Source organism: Neobacillus sp. 114 (assembly GCF_030127045.1).
Taxonomy (GTDB): domain Bacteria; phylum Bacillota; class Bacilli; order Bacillales; family Cytobacillaceae; genus Neobacillus; species Neobacillus rhizophilus.
The window spans coordinates 227,347-241,458 of sequence record NZ_CP126144.1; the positions used below are offsets into that span (position 1 = coordinate 227,347).

14 protein-coding genes are annotated in these 14,112 nt (G+C 42.6%); 13 read left to right on the forward strand and 1 reads right to left on the reverse strand.

Going from position 1 to position 14,112, the window contains the following annotated elements:
- Positions 1-245: 245 nt before the first annotated feature.
- The 8 genes from QNN06_RS01220 (at position 246) to QNN06_RS01255 (ending at position 9,311) form a co-directional block, all read left to right on the forward strand.
- On the forward strand, positions 246-1,022 hold the full coding sequence (locus QNN06_RS01220; protein WP_213120943.1) for a hypothetical protein: 777 nt from the start codon (positions 246-248) through the stop codon (positions 1,020-1,022).
- 191 nt (positions 1,023-1,213) lie between these two features.
- Entirely contained in the window at positions 1,214-2,290 is a 1,077-nt protein-coding gene (locus tag QNN06_RS01225; protein WP_284036778.1) for a D-alanine--D-alanine ligase, read from the forward strand.
- A 100-nt stretch (positions 2,291-2,390) separates the two neighbouring features.
- Complete coding sequence (locus QNN06_RS01230) at positions 2,391-3,767, forward strand: UDP-N-acetylmuramoyl-tripeptide--D-alanyl-D-alanine ligase (RefSeq protein ID WP_284036779.1); 1,377 nt, start codon at positions 2,391-2,393, stop codon at positions 3,765-3,767.
- Positions 3,768-3,847: 80 nt separating this feature from the next.
- Positions 3,848-4,537 carry an alpha/beta hydrolase gene (locus QNN06_RS01235; RefSeq protein WP_213148138.1) on the forward strand — a complete coding sequence of 230 codons (690 nt, stop codon included), beginning with the start codon at positions 3,848-3,850 and terminating at the stop codon, positions 4,535-4,537.
- Between the two features lie 220 nt (positions 4,538-4,757).
- Positions 4,758-6,248, forward strand: a complete 1,491-nt coding sequence (cshA, locus tag QNN06_RS01240; RefSeq protein ID WP_284036780.1) for a degradosome RNA helicase CshA — start codon at positions 4,758-4,760, stop codon at positions 6,246-6,248.
- 97 nt (positions 6,249-6,345) lie between these two features.
- Positions 6,346-7,308 carry a UV DNA damage repair endonuclease UvsE gene (gene uvsE, locus QNN06_RS01245; protein ID WP_284036781.1) on the forward strand — a complete coding sequence of 321 codons (963 nt, stop codon included), beginning with the start codon at positions 6,346-6,348 and terminating at the stop codon, positions 7,306-7,308.
- Positions 7,309-7,387: 79 nt separating this feature from the next.
- Positions 7,388-7,867: a PH domain-containing protein gene (locus QNN06_RS01250; RefSeq protein ID WP_284036782.1), complete on the forward strand. Its 480-nt coding sequence runs from the start codon at positions 7,388-7,390 to the stop codon at positions 7,865-7,867.
- Positions 7,857-9,311, forward strand: a complete 1,455-nt coding sequence (locus QNN06_RS01255) for a PH domain-containing protein (RefSeq protein ID WP_349654927.1) — start codon at positions 7,857-7,859, stop codon at positions 9,309-9,311. Before QNN06_RS01250 ends, QNN06_RS01255 begins: the two co-directional genes overlap by 11 nt.
- Before the next feature lie 11 nt (positions 9,312-9,322).
- Here QNN06_RS01255 and QNN06_RS01260 read toward each other — a convergent pair whose 3' ends face one another.
- A complete protein-coding gene (locus QNN06_RS01260) occupies positions 9,323-9,913 on the reverse strand; it encodes a rhomboid family intramembrane serine protease (protein WP_213120935.1) in 591 nt (196 codons plus the stop codon).
- A 90-nt stretch (positions 9,914-10,003) separates the two neighbouring features.
- On the opposite strand from QNN06_RS01260, the gene acpS reads away from it, so the two are divergent.
- The 5 genes from acpS (at position 10,004) to ndoA (ending at position 13,648) form a co-directional block, all read left to right on the forward strand.
- Complete coding sequence (gene acpS / locus QNN06_RS01265; RefSeq protein ID WP_284036783.1) at positions 10,004-10,357, forward strand: holo-ACP synthase; 354 nt, start codon at positions 10,004-10,006, stop codon at positions 10,355-10,357.
- 166 nt (positions 10,358-10,523) lie between these two features.
- Positions 10,524-11,537, forward strand: coding sequence for a LolA family protein (locus QNN06_RS01270; protein WP_213148132.1), 1,014 nt, complete (start codon positions 10,524-10,526; stop codon positions 11,535-11,537).
- A gap of 132 nt (positions 11,538-11,669) precedes the next feature.
- Positions 11,670-12,827, forward strand: coding sequence for an alanine racemase (alr, locus tag QNN06_RS01275; RefSeq protein WP_284036784.1), 1,158 nt, complete (start codon positions 11,670-11,672; stop codon positions 12,825-12,827).
- 184 nt (positions 12,828-13,011) lie between these two features.
- Positions 13,012-13,293, forward strand: a complete 282-nt coding sequence (locus QNN06_RS01280; protein WP_213120931.1) for a CopG family ribbon-helix-helix protein — start codon at positions 13,012-13,014, stop codon at positions 13,291-13,293.
- Positions 13,294-13,297: 4 nt separating this feature from the next.
- Positions 13,298-13,648, forward strand: coding sequence for a type II toxin-antitoxin system endoribonuclease NdoA (ndoA, locus tag QNN06_RS01285; RefSeq protein WP_007083556.1), 351 nt, complete (start codon positions 13,298-13,300; stop codon positions 13,646-13,648).
- Positions 13,649-14,112 lie beyond the last annotated feature (464 nt).

Genomic DNA, 14,112 nt, shown 5'->3' on the forward strand with positions numbered 1-14,112 from the left:
CTATAAATTAAATAAGGCGGGAAAACATAGAATAGTCAATATGGTTAATCCATAGTATACGTCATTATGGGTAATACCTTTAGGTTAAATCATTAATCAAATATTATTATTTGTAAAAGAAATGAAATAAGCTATTTTTCCTATTTTTTGATAAAATGAGGAGGTATTGTCTATAAGCATTTGGAAGTTTCATGGAAACTGGGACTGATAAAATATAAAACATGTTTGAACGGAGGAGTTTGGCGTTGAAAAAGCATCATCAAGACATACGGGACCTTATTTATTTACATTTAAATCAATCAGACCAGTATGTTTTATCCTATGGGATTGAATTCGCAGAATTTGCGGCGGCTTTTTCCGGGTCTTTAAATCACCTGCTGTTACTTAAGCACCGCTATGATGATGCTGATTTTAACATGCACACACTGCTCGAGTACTGTCCGGAAGAAGGAATAAACAAATTGGCTGCGGATGATGTTTACGGTTACGGAGATTTCTGCTGGATTGATTTTCTGGAAGAAGATGTCTTAAATGAACTTTCTGGGCAGGAAATGGCGGAATTATTATACTTAGGCCACCATAAACAACACTTGAAAACCCCGTTCTACAATAAATTGGGCAACCGTTTCGTTTATTTAGCTCATGATGACGGCTGGTTTAATAAAACATATTACCGTAGCTTCAAGGATTTTTTCCATTTACTAAGTGAAGTGGTTTCCGATAAGCTGGGGGAAATAAAACCGGAAAAATCGCTGCTTGGACTTCGCAAAAAACGGACATACACGCCGGTAAATAAGGAAATTCTGCTGTCCTTGACGCCGTTCATCAAAGAAGGAATTTGCATTTCGTTTAGGGATGCGGACGCTCAGCGGACCCGAATTGAAATTCCGATATGGGTGATTGGCGACTATGCCAATATGGATGATATGTATGAGGAATATCAATATTTAAGGACAAAGCCTTATCATGCAAAAATTATTTTTGACAAAAAGACAAAAGAATGGAAACTTAACGTTGTTTGAGGCTGACCTAAAAGTCAGCCTCATTTTGGCATGTTATGATGATTTGATTTCTGGAAGATTGACACGAAACAAACAAACTATGGGCTTCATAAGATAATGAGAAAAACATGAAAACTTAATATACCGAATTTCCTTTCTGAATAAAGAAAGTGATAAAATAAAATGTGAATGAAAAGATGGAGGTTTTCAGCATGAAAACAAAATTAGGATTGCTTTACGGAGGAAAATCTGCAGAGCATCAGGTGTCATTACAAACGGCTCTTGCTGTCATGAGAGCATTAGATCTTGAAAAATTTGAAATTCATCCAATTTATATAAATGTTGAAGGCCGCTGGATTAAAGGTCCGCAGCTGATGGAACCGGCTGAAACAGTAAAGGAACTGGCATATTCCGCTGACAGTCAAGTGCCAGCCGCTTTATCGCCTGCTCTATTCCAATCAGAGAACCAAGAGAACGCTGCGCTTGATGTCATTTTTCCGCTTTTGCATGGGCCGAATGGGGAAGATGGAACCGTTCAAGGGTTATTGGAAATCCTAAACCTGCCGTATGTCGGGAACGGTGTTTTGGCTTCAGCAGCCGGCATGGATAAAGTCGTCATGAAAAATATATTTGCACAAGCAGGTCTTGGGCAGGTAAACTATGTTTCTTTTATTAAGAATGAATGGCAGGGCGCCAAAGAAGAAGCTTACGAACAGGTGGAGAAGGAGCTTGGCTATCCATGCTTCGTAAAGCCGGCCAATCTTGGCTCAAGCGTTGGAATTAGCAAATGCCGCAACCGGGCTGAGCTTGATATTGCATTTTCAGAAGCTTTCCAATTTGACCGAAAAGTCATTATTGAAGAGGGTGTCACTGCCCGCGAAATCGAGATTGCTGTTCTTGGCAATGATGCACCAGAATGCTCCGTTGCCGGAGAAATTGTCCCGAAAAAGGACTTTTATGACTATAAGGCAAAATACGAAGATGGGGAAACGGCGTTGATTATTCCTGCGGAGATACCTGAGGATGTATACACAGTAATGAAGGACATGGCAATTCGTTCCTTTAAAGCGCTCGACTGTTCGGGATTGGTCCGGGCTGATTTCTTTTTAACGCAAGATGGCAAGGTGTTAATTAATGAGGTGAACACGATGCCAGGCTTCACGCCATTTAGCATGTTCCCACTGCTCTGGAAGCATACTGGAATAGAATATCCGCAATTAATTGAGCGGCTTGTGGACCTAGCCAAAGAAAGGCACGCCGAAAAGCAACAGATTAAATATACTTTTTAACAGCAAAGGCCAGCGCCAGCTTAGGATAAAAAACAAATTTGACACGGCTGTTTTTGCCGTGTCCATTTTTATAAATAAGACATAAGAGGAGGAGTTAATCATGATTAAACGATCATTAAAGCAGATTGCCGTAATGGTCTCTGCGCAAAATGATATCCCGTCAGAACTTGACATAATGATTACCGGTGTAACGATTGATTCCAGAAAAATCGAACCGGGCAACTTATTTGTTCCGTTTAAAGGTGAAAAGGTAGACGGCCATAAATATGTGGAAGAAGCCATCAAGAAAGGGGCCGGCGCGGCGCTCTGGCAAAAGGATGTTCCGAATCCGCCGCAAGGACTGCCATTAGTGATTGTTGATGACTGCCTCGCGGCTTTGCAGGAATTGGCGCGCAAATATCGGAAGGAATTGTCTGTTAAAGTAGTGGGAATTACCGGGAGTAATGGAAAAACAACAACAAAGGACATGACCGCAAGTTTATTGTCACTTAAATATAAGGTCCAAAAAACCGAGGGTAACTACAACAATCATCTCGGTCTACCTTTAACAGTGCTTGGCTTAAATGAAGATACGGAGATAGCCGTTCTTGAAATGGGCATGAGCGGGCGCGGTGAAATTGCATTTCTTACCAAACTGGCCTGTCCGGATGCTGTTGTCATTACAAACATCGGTGAATCCCACCTGCTTGACCTTGGATCAAGAGAGGCGATTGCTGAAGCCAAACTTGAAATTCTTCAGGGACTTCGGAAAGGCGGACTGGCTGTACTCCATGGTGATGAGCCGCTGCTGATGGAGCGTATTCATCAATTTAAAGGAGATGTTCAAGTTCAAACCTTCGGCAGAAGCGATACGAATGATTTATTTCCAACTGAAATTACCCAGCTTGAACAGGGGAATAGGTTCAAGATTAATGCTTTTGATAAAACCTTTGACCTGCCGGTTTTAGGGACACACAATATTTTAAATGCACTCGCGGCGATGCTGATTGCCCGATATTTTTCCGTTTCCTTTGAAGAAATAACGGAAGGATTAAAAACAACCAAACTGACGAATATGCGGATGGAGCTTGTGGAAGGGAAGCATGGTGAGAAAATCATTAACGATGCTTATAATGCAAGCCCTACGTCTATGATGGCGGCAATTGAATTAGTGTCCAACCTTCAGGGCTATGAGCGGAAAATCCTCGTTCTCGGCGACATGCTCGAGCTTGGGCCACAGGAGGAGCAGTATCATTTGCAAATAGGCGAAGGTTTAAATGCTGACAAAATTGAGTTCCTGTTCACCTATGGACAACTTGGCAGCCATATCGCTTCGGGGGCAAGAAACGTATTGGGTGATGAACGAGTTTTTGACTTTCTTGATAAAGAGGAATTAATTCAGTCGTTAAAGAAATATCTAAATGGGCAGAGTCTCGTGTTAGTTAAGGCATCGAGAGGAATGAAATTGGAGGAAGTTGTCAAGGCACTGCAAAAATAAGAATTAGCCGAGCGGTTATTTGAGTCTCTTGCAGACCAGATGTTACTCCGCTTTTGGCCATTGGGGCAGGTGACATACGGATGATAGGCTGCTTGTGCATTCACGGCTTTACGGGCGCCCCATATGAAGTGGAGCCCTTGGTGGAGTATTTAAAGAACCGTACAGATTGGGTTTTCCGTGTTCCTACGCTGCCAGGGCATGGTGAAACCCTTCGTTTAAAAGGAGTTCATTACCAGGAATGGATCCGCCATGCCGAGGAGGAATTAAAGGAGCTTCTGGAAATTTGTGATGAGGTGTATGTCGTTGGTTTTTCCATGGGCGGCTTGATTGCCAGCTTTCTTGCAGCACATTATCCAGTGGACAAGCTCATTTTGCTTAGTGCCGCTGCCTACTATATTCATCCCAAACAACTAGCGGCTGATGTAAAGATGTTTATTAAGGATATATTTACCGGCAGCATCCGGAATAATGAGCTGTTTCTGCGCTATAAAAGGAAAATAACCGAGACTCCGCTTGCGGCAACACTGGAATTCCGCCGGCTTGTTACCTATATCAGGCCGATGCTGAATCAGGTAAATGTGCCGACCTTTATCGCCCAAGGAGAATCTGACGGGATTGTTCCGCCGAAAAGTGCGGAATATCTTTATCGGACCATCGGGGCAAAGGAAAAAAAGATTATTTATATAAAGGAATCAAAACATCATATCTGTCACTGTGGGGAGCGTACGGTCCTATTTTCTCAGGTGCTTGATTTTTTGGGTAATTCCTAAATGATAAGGCATGAACCATCCAAACTTTATTTGCATAATACTATTGATAATGTTATCATTAGTAGCAATGTGTCTAAAGATTGGTGAAAAATGGGCATACTCCTTGGGAGGAATGTCTTTTTTTTGGTAAAATAAAGATGTTACTTGATCGGTATCGGGCGAATAGATTTAGCTTTAGATATTAAAAATATTGTTAAATAGATGAAGGAGAATGAATACATTGACGAAGTTTGAAGATTTAGGCATTAGCCAGGCTACGTTAAAGGCCGTCCTTAGAATGGGTTTTGAAGAAGCCACTCCTATTCAGGCGGAGACAATTCCATTAAGCTTAGCAAATAAAGACGTAATTGGCCAGGCTCAGACAGGAACAGGTAAAACCGCAGCCTTTGGGATTCCTTTAGTTGAAAAAATTGATACAAAACAAGAAGCGATTCAAGGGATTATTATTGCCCCGACTCGGGAACTTGCTATCCAGGTATCCGAAGAGCTATATAAAATTGGTGCGGGTAAAAGAGTTCGGGTTCTGCCGATTTATGGCGGACAGGATATTGGACGGCAAATCCGTTCATTAAAGAAAGCGCCGCATATCATTGTCGGGACACCAGGCAGGATTCTTGACCATATTAACAGAAAAACCATGCGTCTTGACCAAATTCAGACAGTAATTCTGGATGAAGCCGATGAAATGTTGAATATGGGATTTATCGAGGATATTGAATCTATCCTTGCGGGAGTTCCGGAAGAAGGGCGCCAAACATTGCTTTTTTCAGCGACTATGCCAGGGCCAATCCAACGAATTGCTGAAAAGTTTATGAAAGATCCGCAGATTGTCCGCGTGAAAACAAAAGAAATGACAGTTCCTTCCATTGAACAGTACTACGTGGAAGTGCAAGAAAAGAATAAGTTTGATGTGCTAACAAGACTTCTTGATATCCAATCACCAGAATTGGCGATTGTGTTTGGACGTACGAAGCGCCGTGTCGATGAGTTATCCGAAGCCTTGAACCTTCGCGGCTACACTGCAGAAGGCATCCATGGTGACTTAAGTCAGGCAAAACGCCTTTCTGTGTTACGTAAGTTTAAAGAAGGTAATATCGATGTTCTTGTTGCAACTGACGTAGCGGCACGTGGGCTTGATATTTCCGGCGTTACCCATGTTTATAACTTCGATATCCCGCAGGATCCGGAAAGCTATGTACACCGCATCGGACGTACTGGCCGTGCCGGCAAAACGGGTGTAGCGATGACATTTATTACACCACGTGAAAAGCCATATTTATTTGTGGTGGAAAAAACAACGAAGCGCAAAATGGAGCGAATGAAGCCGCCAACCCTTGATGAGGCATTGGAAGGACAGCAGCGAGCTGTAGTTGATAAAATCCAGCAGACGATTGAATCCAACAATCTTCATTATTATAAAAATGCGGCCGAAGAATTACTAGAAGCCAATGATGCTTCAACAGTTGTGGCAGCAGTGCTGAAAATGTTGACCAAAGAGCCTGATACAACACCGGTTAAGCTGACTGAAGAGGCGCCGCTTCCATCGAAAAAGGAAAGAAGACCTCATGATCGTGGTGGAGACCGGGGCGGGGATCGCCGCAGAAGAGATGATTCGCGGAACTATAATTCTGACCGCAGAAAAAAAGCACCGGTAAAACCTCGCGGTGAAAGAAAAACCGGCGGCGGCAAACCAAAGTCAAAAACATATTAAGATGATGTATTAAAGCATGGATGCTGGCTGTGTCCGTGCTTTTTTATATGTGAAAAAAGGGAAGACTAAATGTTAAATACCTTTTGGAGGATTTAACATGATTATACGTCTTGGATATGTCGCCATGAGTGTGGAACTTCAAAATGCATCGCCATCGCAAACAATGACATTTGCACAATTCAGCAAAATTAAAGACAGGGATGCGGCTATTCGTAAACTGGAAAGGATTGCCGAATCAAATTTACATAATTGCCTCCGTCTCCTAAAGCATAATGAAGCCAATCAAATTCATTTCTTTCGGTTAAGCTCGCGGCTCATACCACTGGCCAACCATGAGGAATTACTCGATTGGAATTACATGAAACCATTAAAAGAGCCCCTAAAAGAGCTGGCAGACTACATCAAGAAGCACCCAGCAAGAATTGATTTCCATCCTGATCATTTTGTTGTTCTTAATTCACCGGATAAAGAGATTTTAAAAAACTCATTGAGGACACTTGTTATGCATAAAGCCCTGCTGAAGAGTATGGAAATCGACACGGAACACCGCTGTGTCCTTCATGTCGGCGGCGGGTATGATGATAAGGAAAAGGCTCTCGAATTATTTATTCATAACTGGGCCTATATTTCCCCCTCCATCCAAAGAATGATTATGCTGGAAAACGATGATACGACATTTACCGTTAAAGAGACCTTATATCTTTGTGAAAAACTGGGCATTCCCATGGTGTTTGATTATCACCATTATTTGGCTAATCACGGGGACAAAAATTGGCAGGAGGATTGGGGCCGAGTGGTGGAGACCTGGCAGGGTTCTCGGCTGCCAATAAAAATGCATATTTCTAGCCCGCGGTCCGAACGTGAATTTCGTGCTCATGCGGATTTTGTAGATGTGGAGATGTTCCTTCGGTTTCTTGCTCAAATCAAGGGGACGGTTCCAGAGATTCATTGCATGATCGAAGCGAAGCAAAAGGATGCCGCACTCTTTCAACTTTCTCGGGATTTGCAAGGTAAGAGCGGAATCAAAATGCTGGATCAGTCAAGTTTTCTGATGGAATAGTAGAGCTTCCATTCGTTTCTATGTATACTTATATGTGAAAGTTTGCCAATTTCTCATTTAAAAGGGAGGGGGAAATAGAATGCAGACAGAACCGCAAAAACGCATCTCGGTAAGTGCCCTGAAAGTTTGGCGCATTTCTGGTGTTATAAAAGCAGCGATAGAGTGGGCAATAGCTGTCACGGCCATCATAATAATACATATATTTAACGGACCACTTTGGGTATCCGTTATCCTTATAGCGCTCGCCATCATATTAACCTATTTACATATTTTCTTATTCCCATCAATCAGATGGAAGCGCTGGCGGTACGAGGTCCGCGAAGAAGAAATTGATACCTTGGAAGGGATTTTTATCATTAGTCGTACGCTCGTGCCGATGGTCCGTGTTCAGCATGTCGATACCGTACAAGGCCCAATTTTAAGAAAATATAAGCTGGCATCGGTCATCGTCCATACGGCCGCCACCGCTCACGAAATTCCTGCCTTGGACGAGAGCGAAGCGGAAGAATTACGATTCTATATTTCAAAATTGGCAAGGGTGGCTGAAGATGATGTCTGAACCAAAACGGCTTCACCCCATCGCCAGCGTCATTAATACCGGTAAAAGATTAAAAAGCCTTTTCATCCCCTTAGCTGCAATATTTTTTTCAGGAGGACGGGAAGGTAAGGAATCTCTTTTCATTACACTTGGTATAGCCTTTGTTGTTGTTATTTTCACTTTTATCTCCGGCCTAATTTCTTGGTTAAAATATACTTATCGATTTGAGAATAATGAGCTTCGAATCGAATACGGGATTTTCATTCGCAAAAAACGCTATATCCCCTTTGAACGAATCCAAAGCATCGATTTGACAGAAGGCATTTTACAGCAGTTGTTTGGGCTTGTGAAGGTACAAATTGAAACAGCCGGCTCAAGTGGAGACGAGGAAGCGGAGGCTGTTCTTTCAGCCATCAACAAGGCAGAGGCAAAGCTTATTCAAGAGTATGTGGCAGCGGCTAAAACGGGTGATTCAGAAGTAGCAAACCACCAAGTGGCCAAGCCGATTTTTAAAATAACCACACCGGAATTATTGCTCCTATCGTTAACATCAGGAGGCATCGGGGTAGTGATATCTGCTTTATTCGCACTGCTTTCCCAGTTTGACGATTTCATCCCTTTTAAAAAAATCTTTGGCGGGTTGGAAGATTGGGCGGTTCACAATCTTATCCTTATTGCCATCATGGTCTTTGTCGGCTTTTTCCTGGCATGGCTGATTGCTTTAGTGATGACAATGCTGAAATATGCGAATTTCACGGTAGTAAAAACAAAAAAGGACTTCGTTATTTCACAAGGGCTTCTTGAGAAAAAACAAATCACCATTCCATTAAACCGGATTCAAGCCATAAGAATCAGTGAGAATCCAATCAGGCAATTGCTTGGTTATGGAACGGTGTATGTGGAAAGTGCCGGGGGATCCATTGAGAACAAGGATGGCGCAAATGTCATCCTACTGCCAATCATGAAGGTAAGGGAATTGTCTGCAATAATTGGCCCTTACTTGCCGGAGTTTCATTTCACGACGTCCTTCACGCCAGTCCCGAAGCGGGCATTAAGGCGTTATATTTTCCGGAGCTGGTTCATTCCAGTTCCAGTCGCAGCGGCAGCCATCTTTTTTTTCAAAATATGGGGTCTCTTTTCGCTGCTCCTAATTGGCTTATTTACATTTTGGGCGATACTGAAATATCAAACCGCAGGCTGGAGTTTGGATGGTCAGCAGCTGACCCTTAGATTTCAGACCACCAACCGCACTACTGTCTTTATGAAGAAAAACAAGATTCAAAGCTTGGAAATAAGGGAAAGTTATTTTCAGCGAAATAAAGAATTGGGAACAATTGAGGCCTATGTAAAATCGGGATTAGGCGGTGCCGGCGGGACAGTTGTCGACATGGAAAAAAGTGAGGTAGAGAAGATTTTCGGCTGGTACTCTAAGGAACAGAAAAACAGGGAGGCAGCGCGCGGTTGAAGCCACCCTGTCTATTCTAGACTTTGCCGTGAAACTGCCCCAAGCAAAAGCCCGCCCAGCAGCCCAAAAAGGTGGGCGGTAATATTCACGTTAGGTTCAAGAAATGTCATTACTAAGCTGATAACAGTAAGTGTGATGATTATTTGGGAATTCGCTTTGGAAAGTGTATTTTTTTTGAAAAGAATAAGCGCCAAATAGTAGCCGAACAGCCCGAATATCGCACCGCTTGATCCGACATGTGTATAGGTGAGCGCCTCAAGCAACAAGGTGGCAACATTGGCGACCAATCCGGAAACCAGATAAACAATCAAAAATCGTCCGCCGCCAAGCATCCGCTCTAGCCCTGGCCCAAATAAAACAAGGGCAAAACTATTAAAGAGCATATGGGAGAAACCGCTGTGCATAAAAATTGGTGTCATCAACCGCCAATACTCGCCCTCCATAATGTAAAGATTGACCCCGGAGAGGGTTTCAATAAACCAAGAGTTGGGGAATATTGGTAAAATGGTACAGGTAAAAAGAATGAGATGAATGGCCACAATAATAGAAACCACCGGGTAAAAGCGAAGAAACTCGCGAAGACTTTCTGTTCGAGTAAACATTATTTTCCACCTCTTAGTACCATCATAGACTATTATTTTATCTTGTACACTATTATGCTGACAGAAAATGAAATAGAAGGAAGATTAACGATGATTAAAGGAATTGGCATTGATATTATTGAACTTTCCAGAGTTCATGAAATTATCAGCCGGCAGCCCAAATTTATCAACCGGGTTTTGACAGCGGGCGAAAAACAAAGATTCTCAGAATTGGCAGAGCGTCGAAAGGTCGAATTTTTAGCTGGAAGATTCGCAGCAAAAGAAGCTTTTTCAAAAGCGATTGGAACGGGGATTGGTAAAGAGCTTTCCTTTTTGGATATTGAAATTAGTTCGGATGAGTTGGGCAAACCGGTCATTATAAAACCGGATGTATGTGCCCATTTGTCCATTTCCCATAGTAGGGATTACGCTGTCGCCCAAGTTGTGATTGAAGAGGATAACTAATTTTAAAAAAAGCTTGTCAGGCCTGTTAGCATATTCCCCAAGGTTGTCTCATATATTCATAGGGAAAAAGGAGAGACAAGGTCAGCTTGGTCATTTTGGTTATCATGCCTGATCCCTGCCTTTCTCTTCTCAATACACTGAAATGAGACAAGAAGGGGTTGAAGGAATGAGGAAAAAGTTAGTGCTGCTCATCACGGGGCTGATCGCAATCTTCATGCTCGCTGCCTGCGGTTCTAAATCACAGGATGATGTGGTAAAAGATTTAAATGGAAAGCAAAAGGACTTATCAAGCTATAAAGCTGAAGCAAAAATGACCCTCAAAATGGGGTCGGATTCTCAGGTTTACGACGTGGAAATCTGGCATATGGATCCAAACTTTTATCGTGTTAACCTAAAAAATGCGGAAAAAGACCAAAGTCAAATGATTTTAAGAAATAATGAGGGCGTGTTTGTGTTAACACCTGCTCTGAAAAAGAGCTTCCGCTTCCAAAGTGATTGGCCGCAAAACAGCAGCCAGGCTTACCTTTATGAATCATTAATTAAAGACATTGTGGCCGATAAAGACGCCAAATTTTCCGCTACGAAAGAACACTACGTGTTTGAAACAAAAACCCGCTATCAAAATAATAGTATGCTTCCAATCCAGGAAATTAAGCTGAATAAAAAGGATTTGTCACCAGCAGTCGTTAAAGTGATGGACCCTGACCGAAATGCTCTTGTAACAGTAGAATTTACAAAGGTTAAATTCAACGCCAGCTTTGACAAGGACGACTTCGATATGAAGAAGAACATGACCCGTGCAGAGCTAAATATGCCGGCGATGGCAGACGGAGGCGACAAGGCCTTTACGGTTAAATATCCAACCTATGAAATCAAAGGTACCAAACTAATTGAGGAAAAATCAGTCAAGATTGAGGATGGAAAACGGGTTGTCCTTACTTACGACGGTAAAAAATCGTTCACCCTTGTTCAGGAAAAGGTAAAATCGAAGGTTGCCTCGACTACTCCGACTTATGTAGAAGGTGACTTGGTTGACCTAGGCATTACGATTGGGGCCGTTACTGATCATTCAATTTCCTGGTCACAGGGTGGAGTCGATTATATGATTGCCTCCAAAAACCTGACGAAGAAAGAGATGGTCGAGATCGCTAAATCTGTCCAAGGGGAAGCAGTAAAATAAAATAAAGTTTCAAGCCGCGGAGGTGTTGCGTCTGCCGCTGATTGGAACCAATAATTTACACCGGCAGGCTCTTAGGGGCCTGTTTTTTTATATGTTATAATACTGGTATTAATGTTTTTAGGAAGTGGAATCATGGGAGAACAAGACTCTTTTTATCGGGATACATGGGTAGAAGTAGATTTGGATTGTATTGCGGAGAATGTCACATCTGTCAAAAAACAACTGCCTGAAGGGGTGGACATTTTTGCCGTCGTGAAAGCTAATGCCTATGGCCACGGGGATATCCAAGTGGCTGAAACCGCACTGAATGCAGGGGCGGTGTATCTGGCGGTAGCCTTTATTGATGAAGCGATTGCACTGCGAAAAAAAGGGATAACGGCTCCTATACTTGTTTTAGGGGCTTCTCGTCCAGGGGACGCCTTGGTGGCTGTTCAAAATAATATCACCCTAACTGTTTTTCAAAAGGAATGGCTCGAGGAAGCAAAACAGCAGTTGAATACAAATGATCAGCTAAAGGTCCATGTTAAAGTGGATACAGGAATGGGACGGATCGGCGTCCGTACTGTCGAGGAATTAAAAGCTGTTGAACAAACCATTGCAACTGATAGCCGATTTTTGTTTGAAGGGATTTTTACGCATTTCGCAACGGCTGATGAGTTGGAAACTGCTTATTTCAATGAGCAATTAGGCAAATTCGAAGCACTTGTAGGCACACTCGCTGAACGGCCAAAGTATATTCATGCCAGCAACAGTGCAGCGGCTATTCGGTTTCCAAAAGCCTATTTCAATGCTGTCAGGCTTGGAATTGTAATGTACGGGTTAACCCCATCACCGGAAATGGAACAGGAAATTCCTTTTTCCCTAAAAGAGGCTTTTTCGTTAAAGACAAAGCTTGTCCATATTAAGAAGCTGCCAAAAGGCAACAAAGTAAGCTACGGCGCCACATATGAAAGTGAACAGGAAGAATGGATTGGCACTTTGCCAATCGGATATGCTGATGGATGGATTCGCAGGCTGCAGGGGCAGGAGGTCCTAATTGCAGGGCTTCGCGCACCGATTGTCGGAAGGGTTTGTATGGACCAATGCATGATCCGTCTTCCTTTTGAGATTCCTGTTGGAACAACCGTCACGTTAATTGGCAGCGAAGGTGACCAGCTGATTTCCGTTAATGAAATTGCCGCCAAGCTTGACACCATTAATTACGAGATACCGTGTATCATTGCGAGCCGGGTCCCGCGCATTTATAAAAAGAGTGAAAGAATTGTCGAGATAAAAAATTACCTGGTATAGGTGTAAATCATGCATAGGAAACATATTTATGATATTGCGGTAATTTGTGCATAAAAGCTTGTTTAGTTGGCTTATAATACAGTAGGAATCATATTTAGTCTATGCATGAAGAGCGTTTAGTGTTATTATAAAATATGGTATAGATAAAAAAATGGTGTGTAGTGATGGTGGAGGTGTATGTTGGGTGTCTGAATCCAGCGCAACTACGGAAATCTTGGTAAAATTACCGCAGCATCTATTAACTGAATTAGATGGTTTCGTAAAGCAGGAAAATGTAAACCGCAGTGAGTTTATCTACCAAGCAACAAAAATGTATTTACGCGAACGAAAAACGAGACAAATTCGCGAATCCATGAGACGTGGATACATGGAAATGGCAAAGATTAATCTTAGGATTGCGTCAGAAGCATTTCAAGCAGAATATGAGGCAGAGCATACTGTTGAACGTCTTGTAAGTGGAGGATAATCCCTTGATTGTCAAGCGTGGTGACGTATATTTTGCGGACCTTTCCCCAGTTGTTGGTTCTGAACAAGGCGGCGTCCGCCCTGTACTAGTCATCCAAAACGACATCGGGAATCGGTTTAGTCCCACAGTGATTGTTGCAGCGATTACAGCTCAAATTCAGAAAGCGAAGCTCCCTACTCATGTTGAAATTGATGCGAAGCGCTACGGATTTGAACGCGACTCAGTCATTCTGTTAGAGCAAATTCGCACAATTGATAAGCAGCGGTTAACCGATAAAATTACCCATCTCGATGACGAAATGATGGAAAAAGTGGATGAAGCCTTGCAGGTAAGTCTTGGTCTCATCGAATTTTAACTTAAAACGCTCTTTGTGAAAAAAGAGCGTTTTTTCGTACATAATTCTGCCCTCATATTGCTAAGGCAAGCTCATGGAAGCTTGCCTTTTCTGTTTTTTTAGGGGAAACCTGTTCTTGGCAGGTAGAACAAGAAGGGTTAAGGACAAAACGGATTGGGACAAGGAGCGAAATGTCCTTGATAAGTGTTATGAAGGACAAAACGAGTTGTGACTAGGAGCGAAATGTCCTTGATAGGAGTGATGAAGGACAAAACGGGTTGTGACTAGGAGTGAAATGTCCTTGATAGGGGTGATGAAGGACAAAACGGGTTGTGACTAGGAGTGAAATGTCCTTGATAAGCGTGATGAAGGACAAAACGGGTTGTGACTAGGAGTGAAATGTCCTTGATAAGTGTTATGAAGGACAAAACGGATTGGGACAAGGAGCGAAATGTCCTTGATAGGAGTGATGAAGGACAAAACGG

What these genes read in the sequence shown, in the direction of transcription:
- QNN06_RS01225 (WP_284036778.1), top strand. Translation starts at nt 1,214, where the DNA reads ATGAAAACAAAATTAGGATTGCTTTACGGAGGAAAATCTGCAGAGCAT.
- QNN06_RS01230 (WP_284036779.1), top strand. Translation starts at nt 2,391, where the DNA reads ATGATTAAACGATCATTAAAGCAGATTGCCGTAATGGTCTCTGCGCAA.
- QNN06_RS01235 (WP_213148138.1), top strand. Translation starts at nt 3,848, where the DNA reads ATGATAGGCTGCTTGTGCATTCACGGCTTTACGGGCGCCCCATATGAA.
- uvsE (WP_284036781.1), top strand. Translation starts at nt 6,346, where the DNA reads ATGATTATACGTCTTGGATATGTCGCCATGAGTGTGGAACTTCAAAAT.
- QNN06_RS01250 (WP_284036782.1), top strand. Translation starts at nt 7,388, where the DNA reads ATGCAGACAGAACCGCAAAAACGCATCTCGGTAAGTGCCCTGAAAGTT.
- QNN06_RS01255 (WP_349654927.1), top strand. Translation starts at nt 7,857, where the DNA reads ATGATGTCTGAACCAAAACGGCTTCACCCCATCGCCAGCGTCATTAAT.
- QNN06_RS01260 (WP_213120935.1), bottom strand. Translation starts at nt 9,913, where the DNA reads ATGTTTACTCGAACAGAAAGTCTTCGCGAGTTTCTTCGCTTTTACCCG.
- acpS (WP_284036783.1), top strand. Translation starts at nt 10,004, where the DNA reads ATGATTAAAGGAATTGGCATTGATATTATTGAACTTTCCAGAGTTCAT.
- QNN06_RS01270 (WP_213148132.1), top strand. Translation starts at nt 10,524, where the DNA reads ATGAGGAAAAAGTTAGTGCTGCTCATCACGGGGCTGATCGCAATCTTC.
- alr (WP_284036784.1), top strand. Translation starts at nt 11,670, where the DNA reads ATGGGAGAACAAGACTCTTTTTATCGGGATACATGGGTAGAAGTAGAT.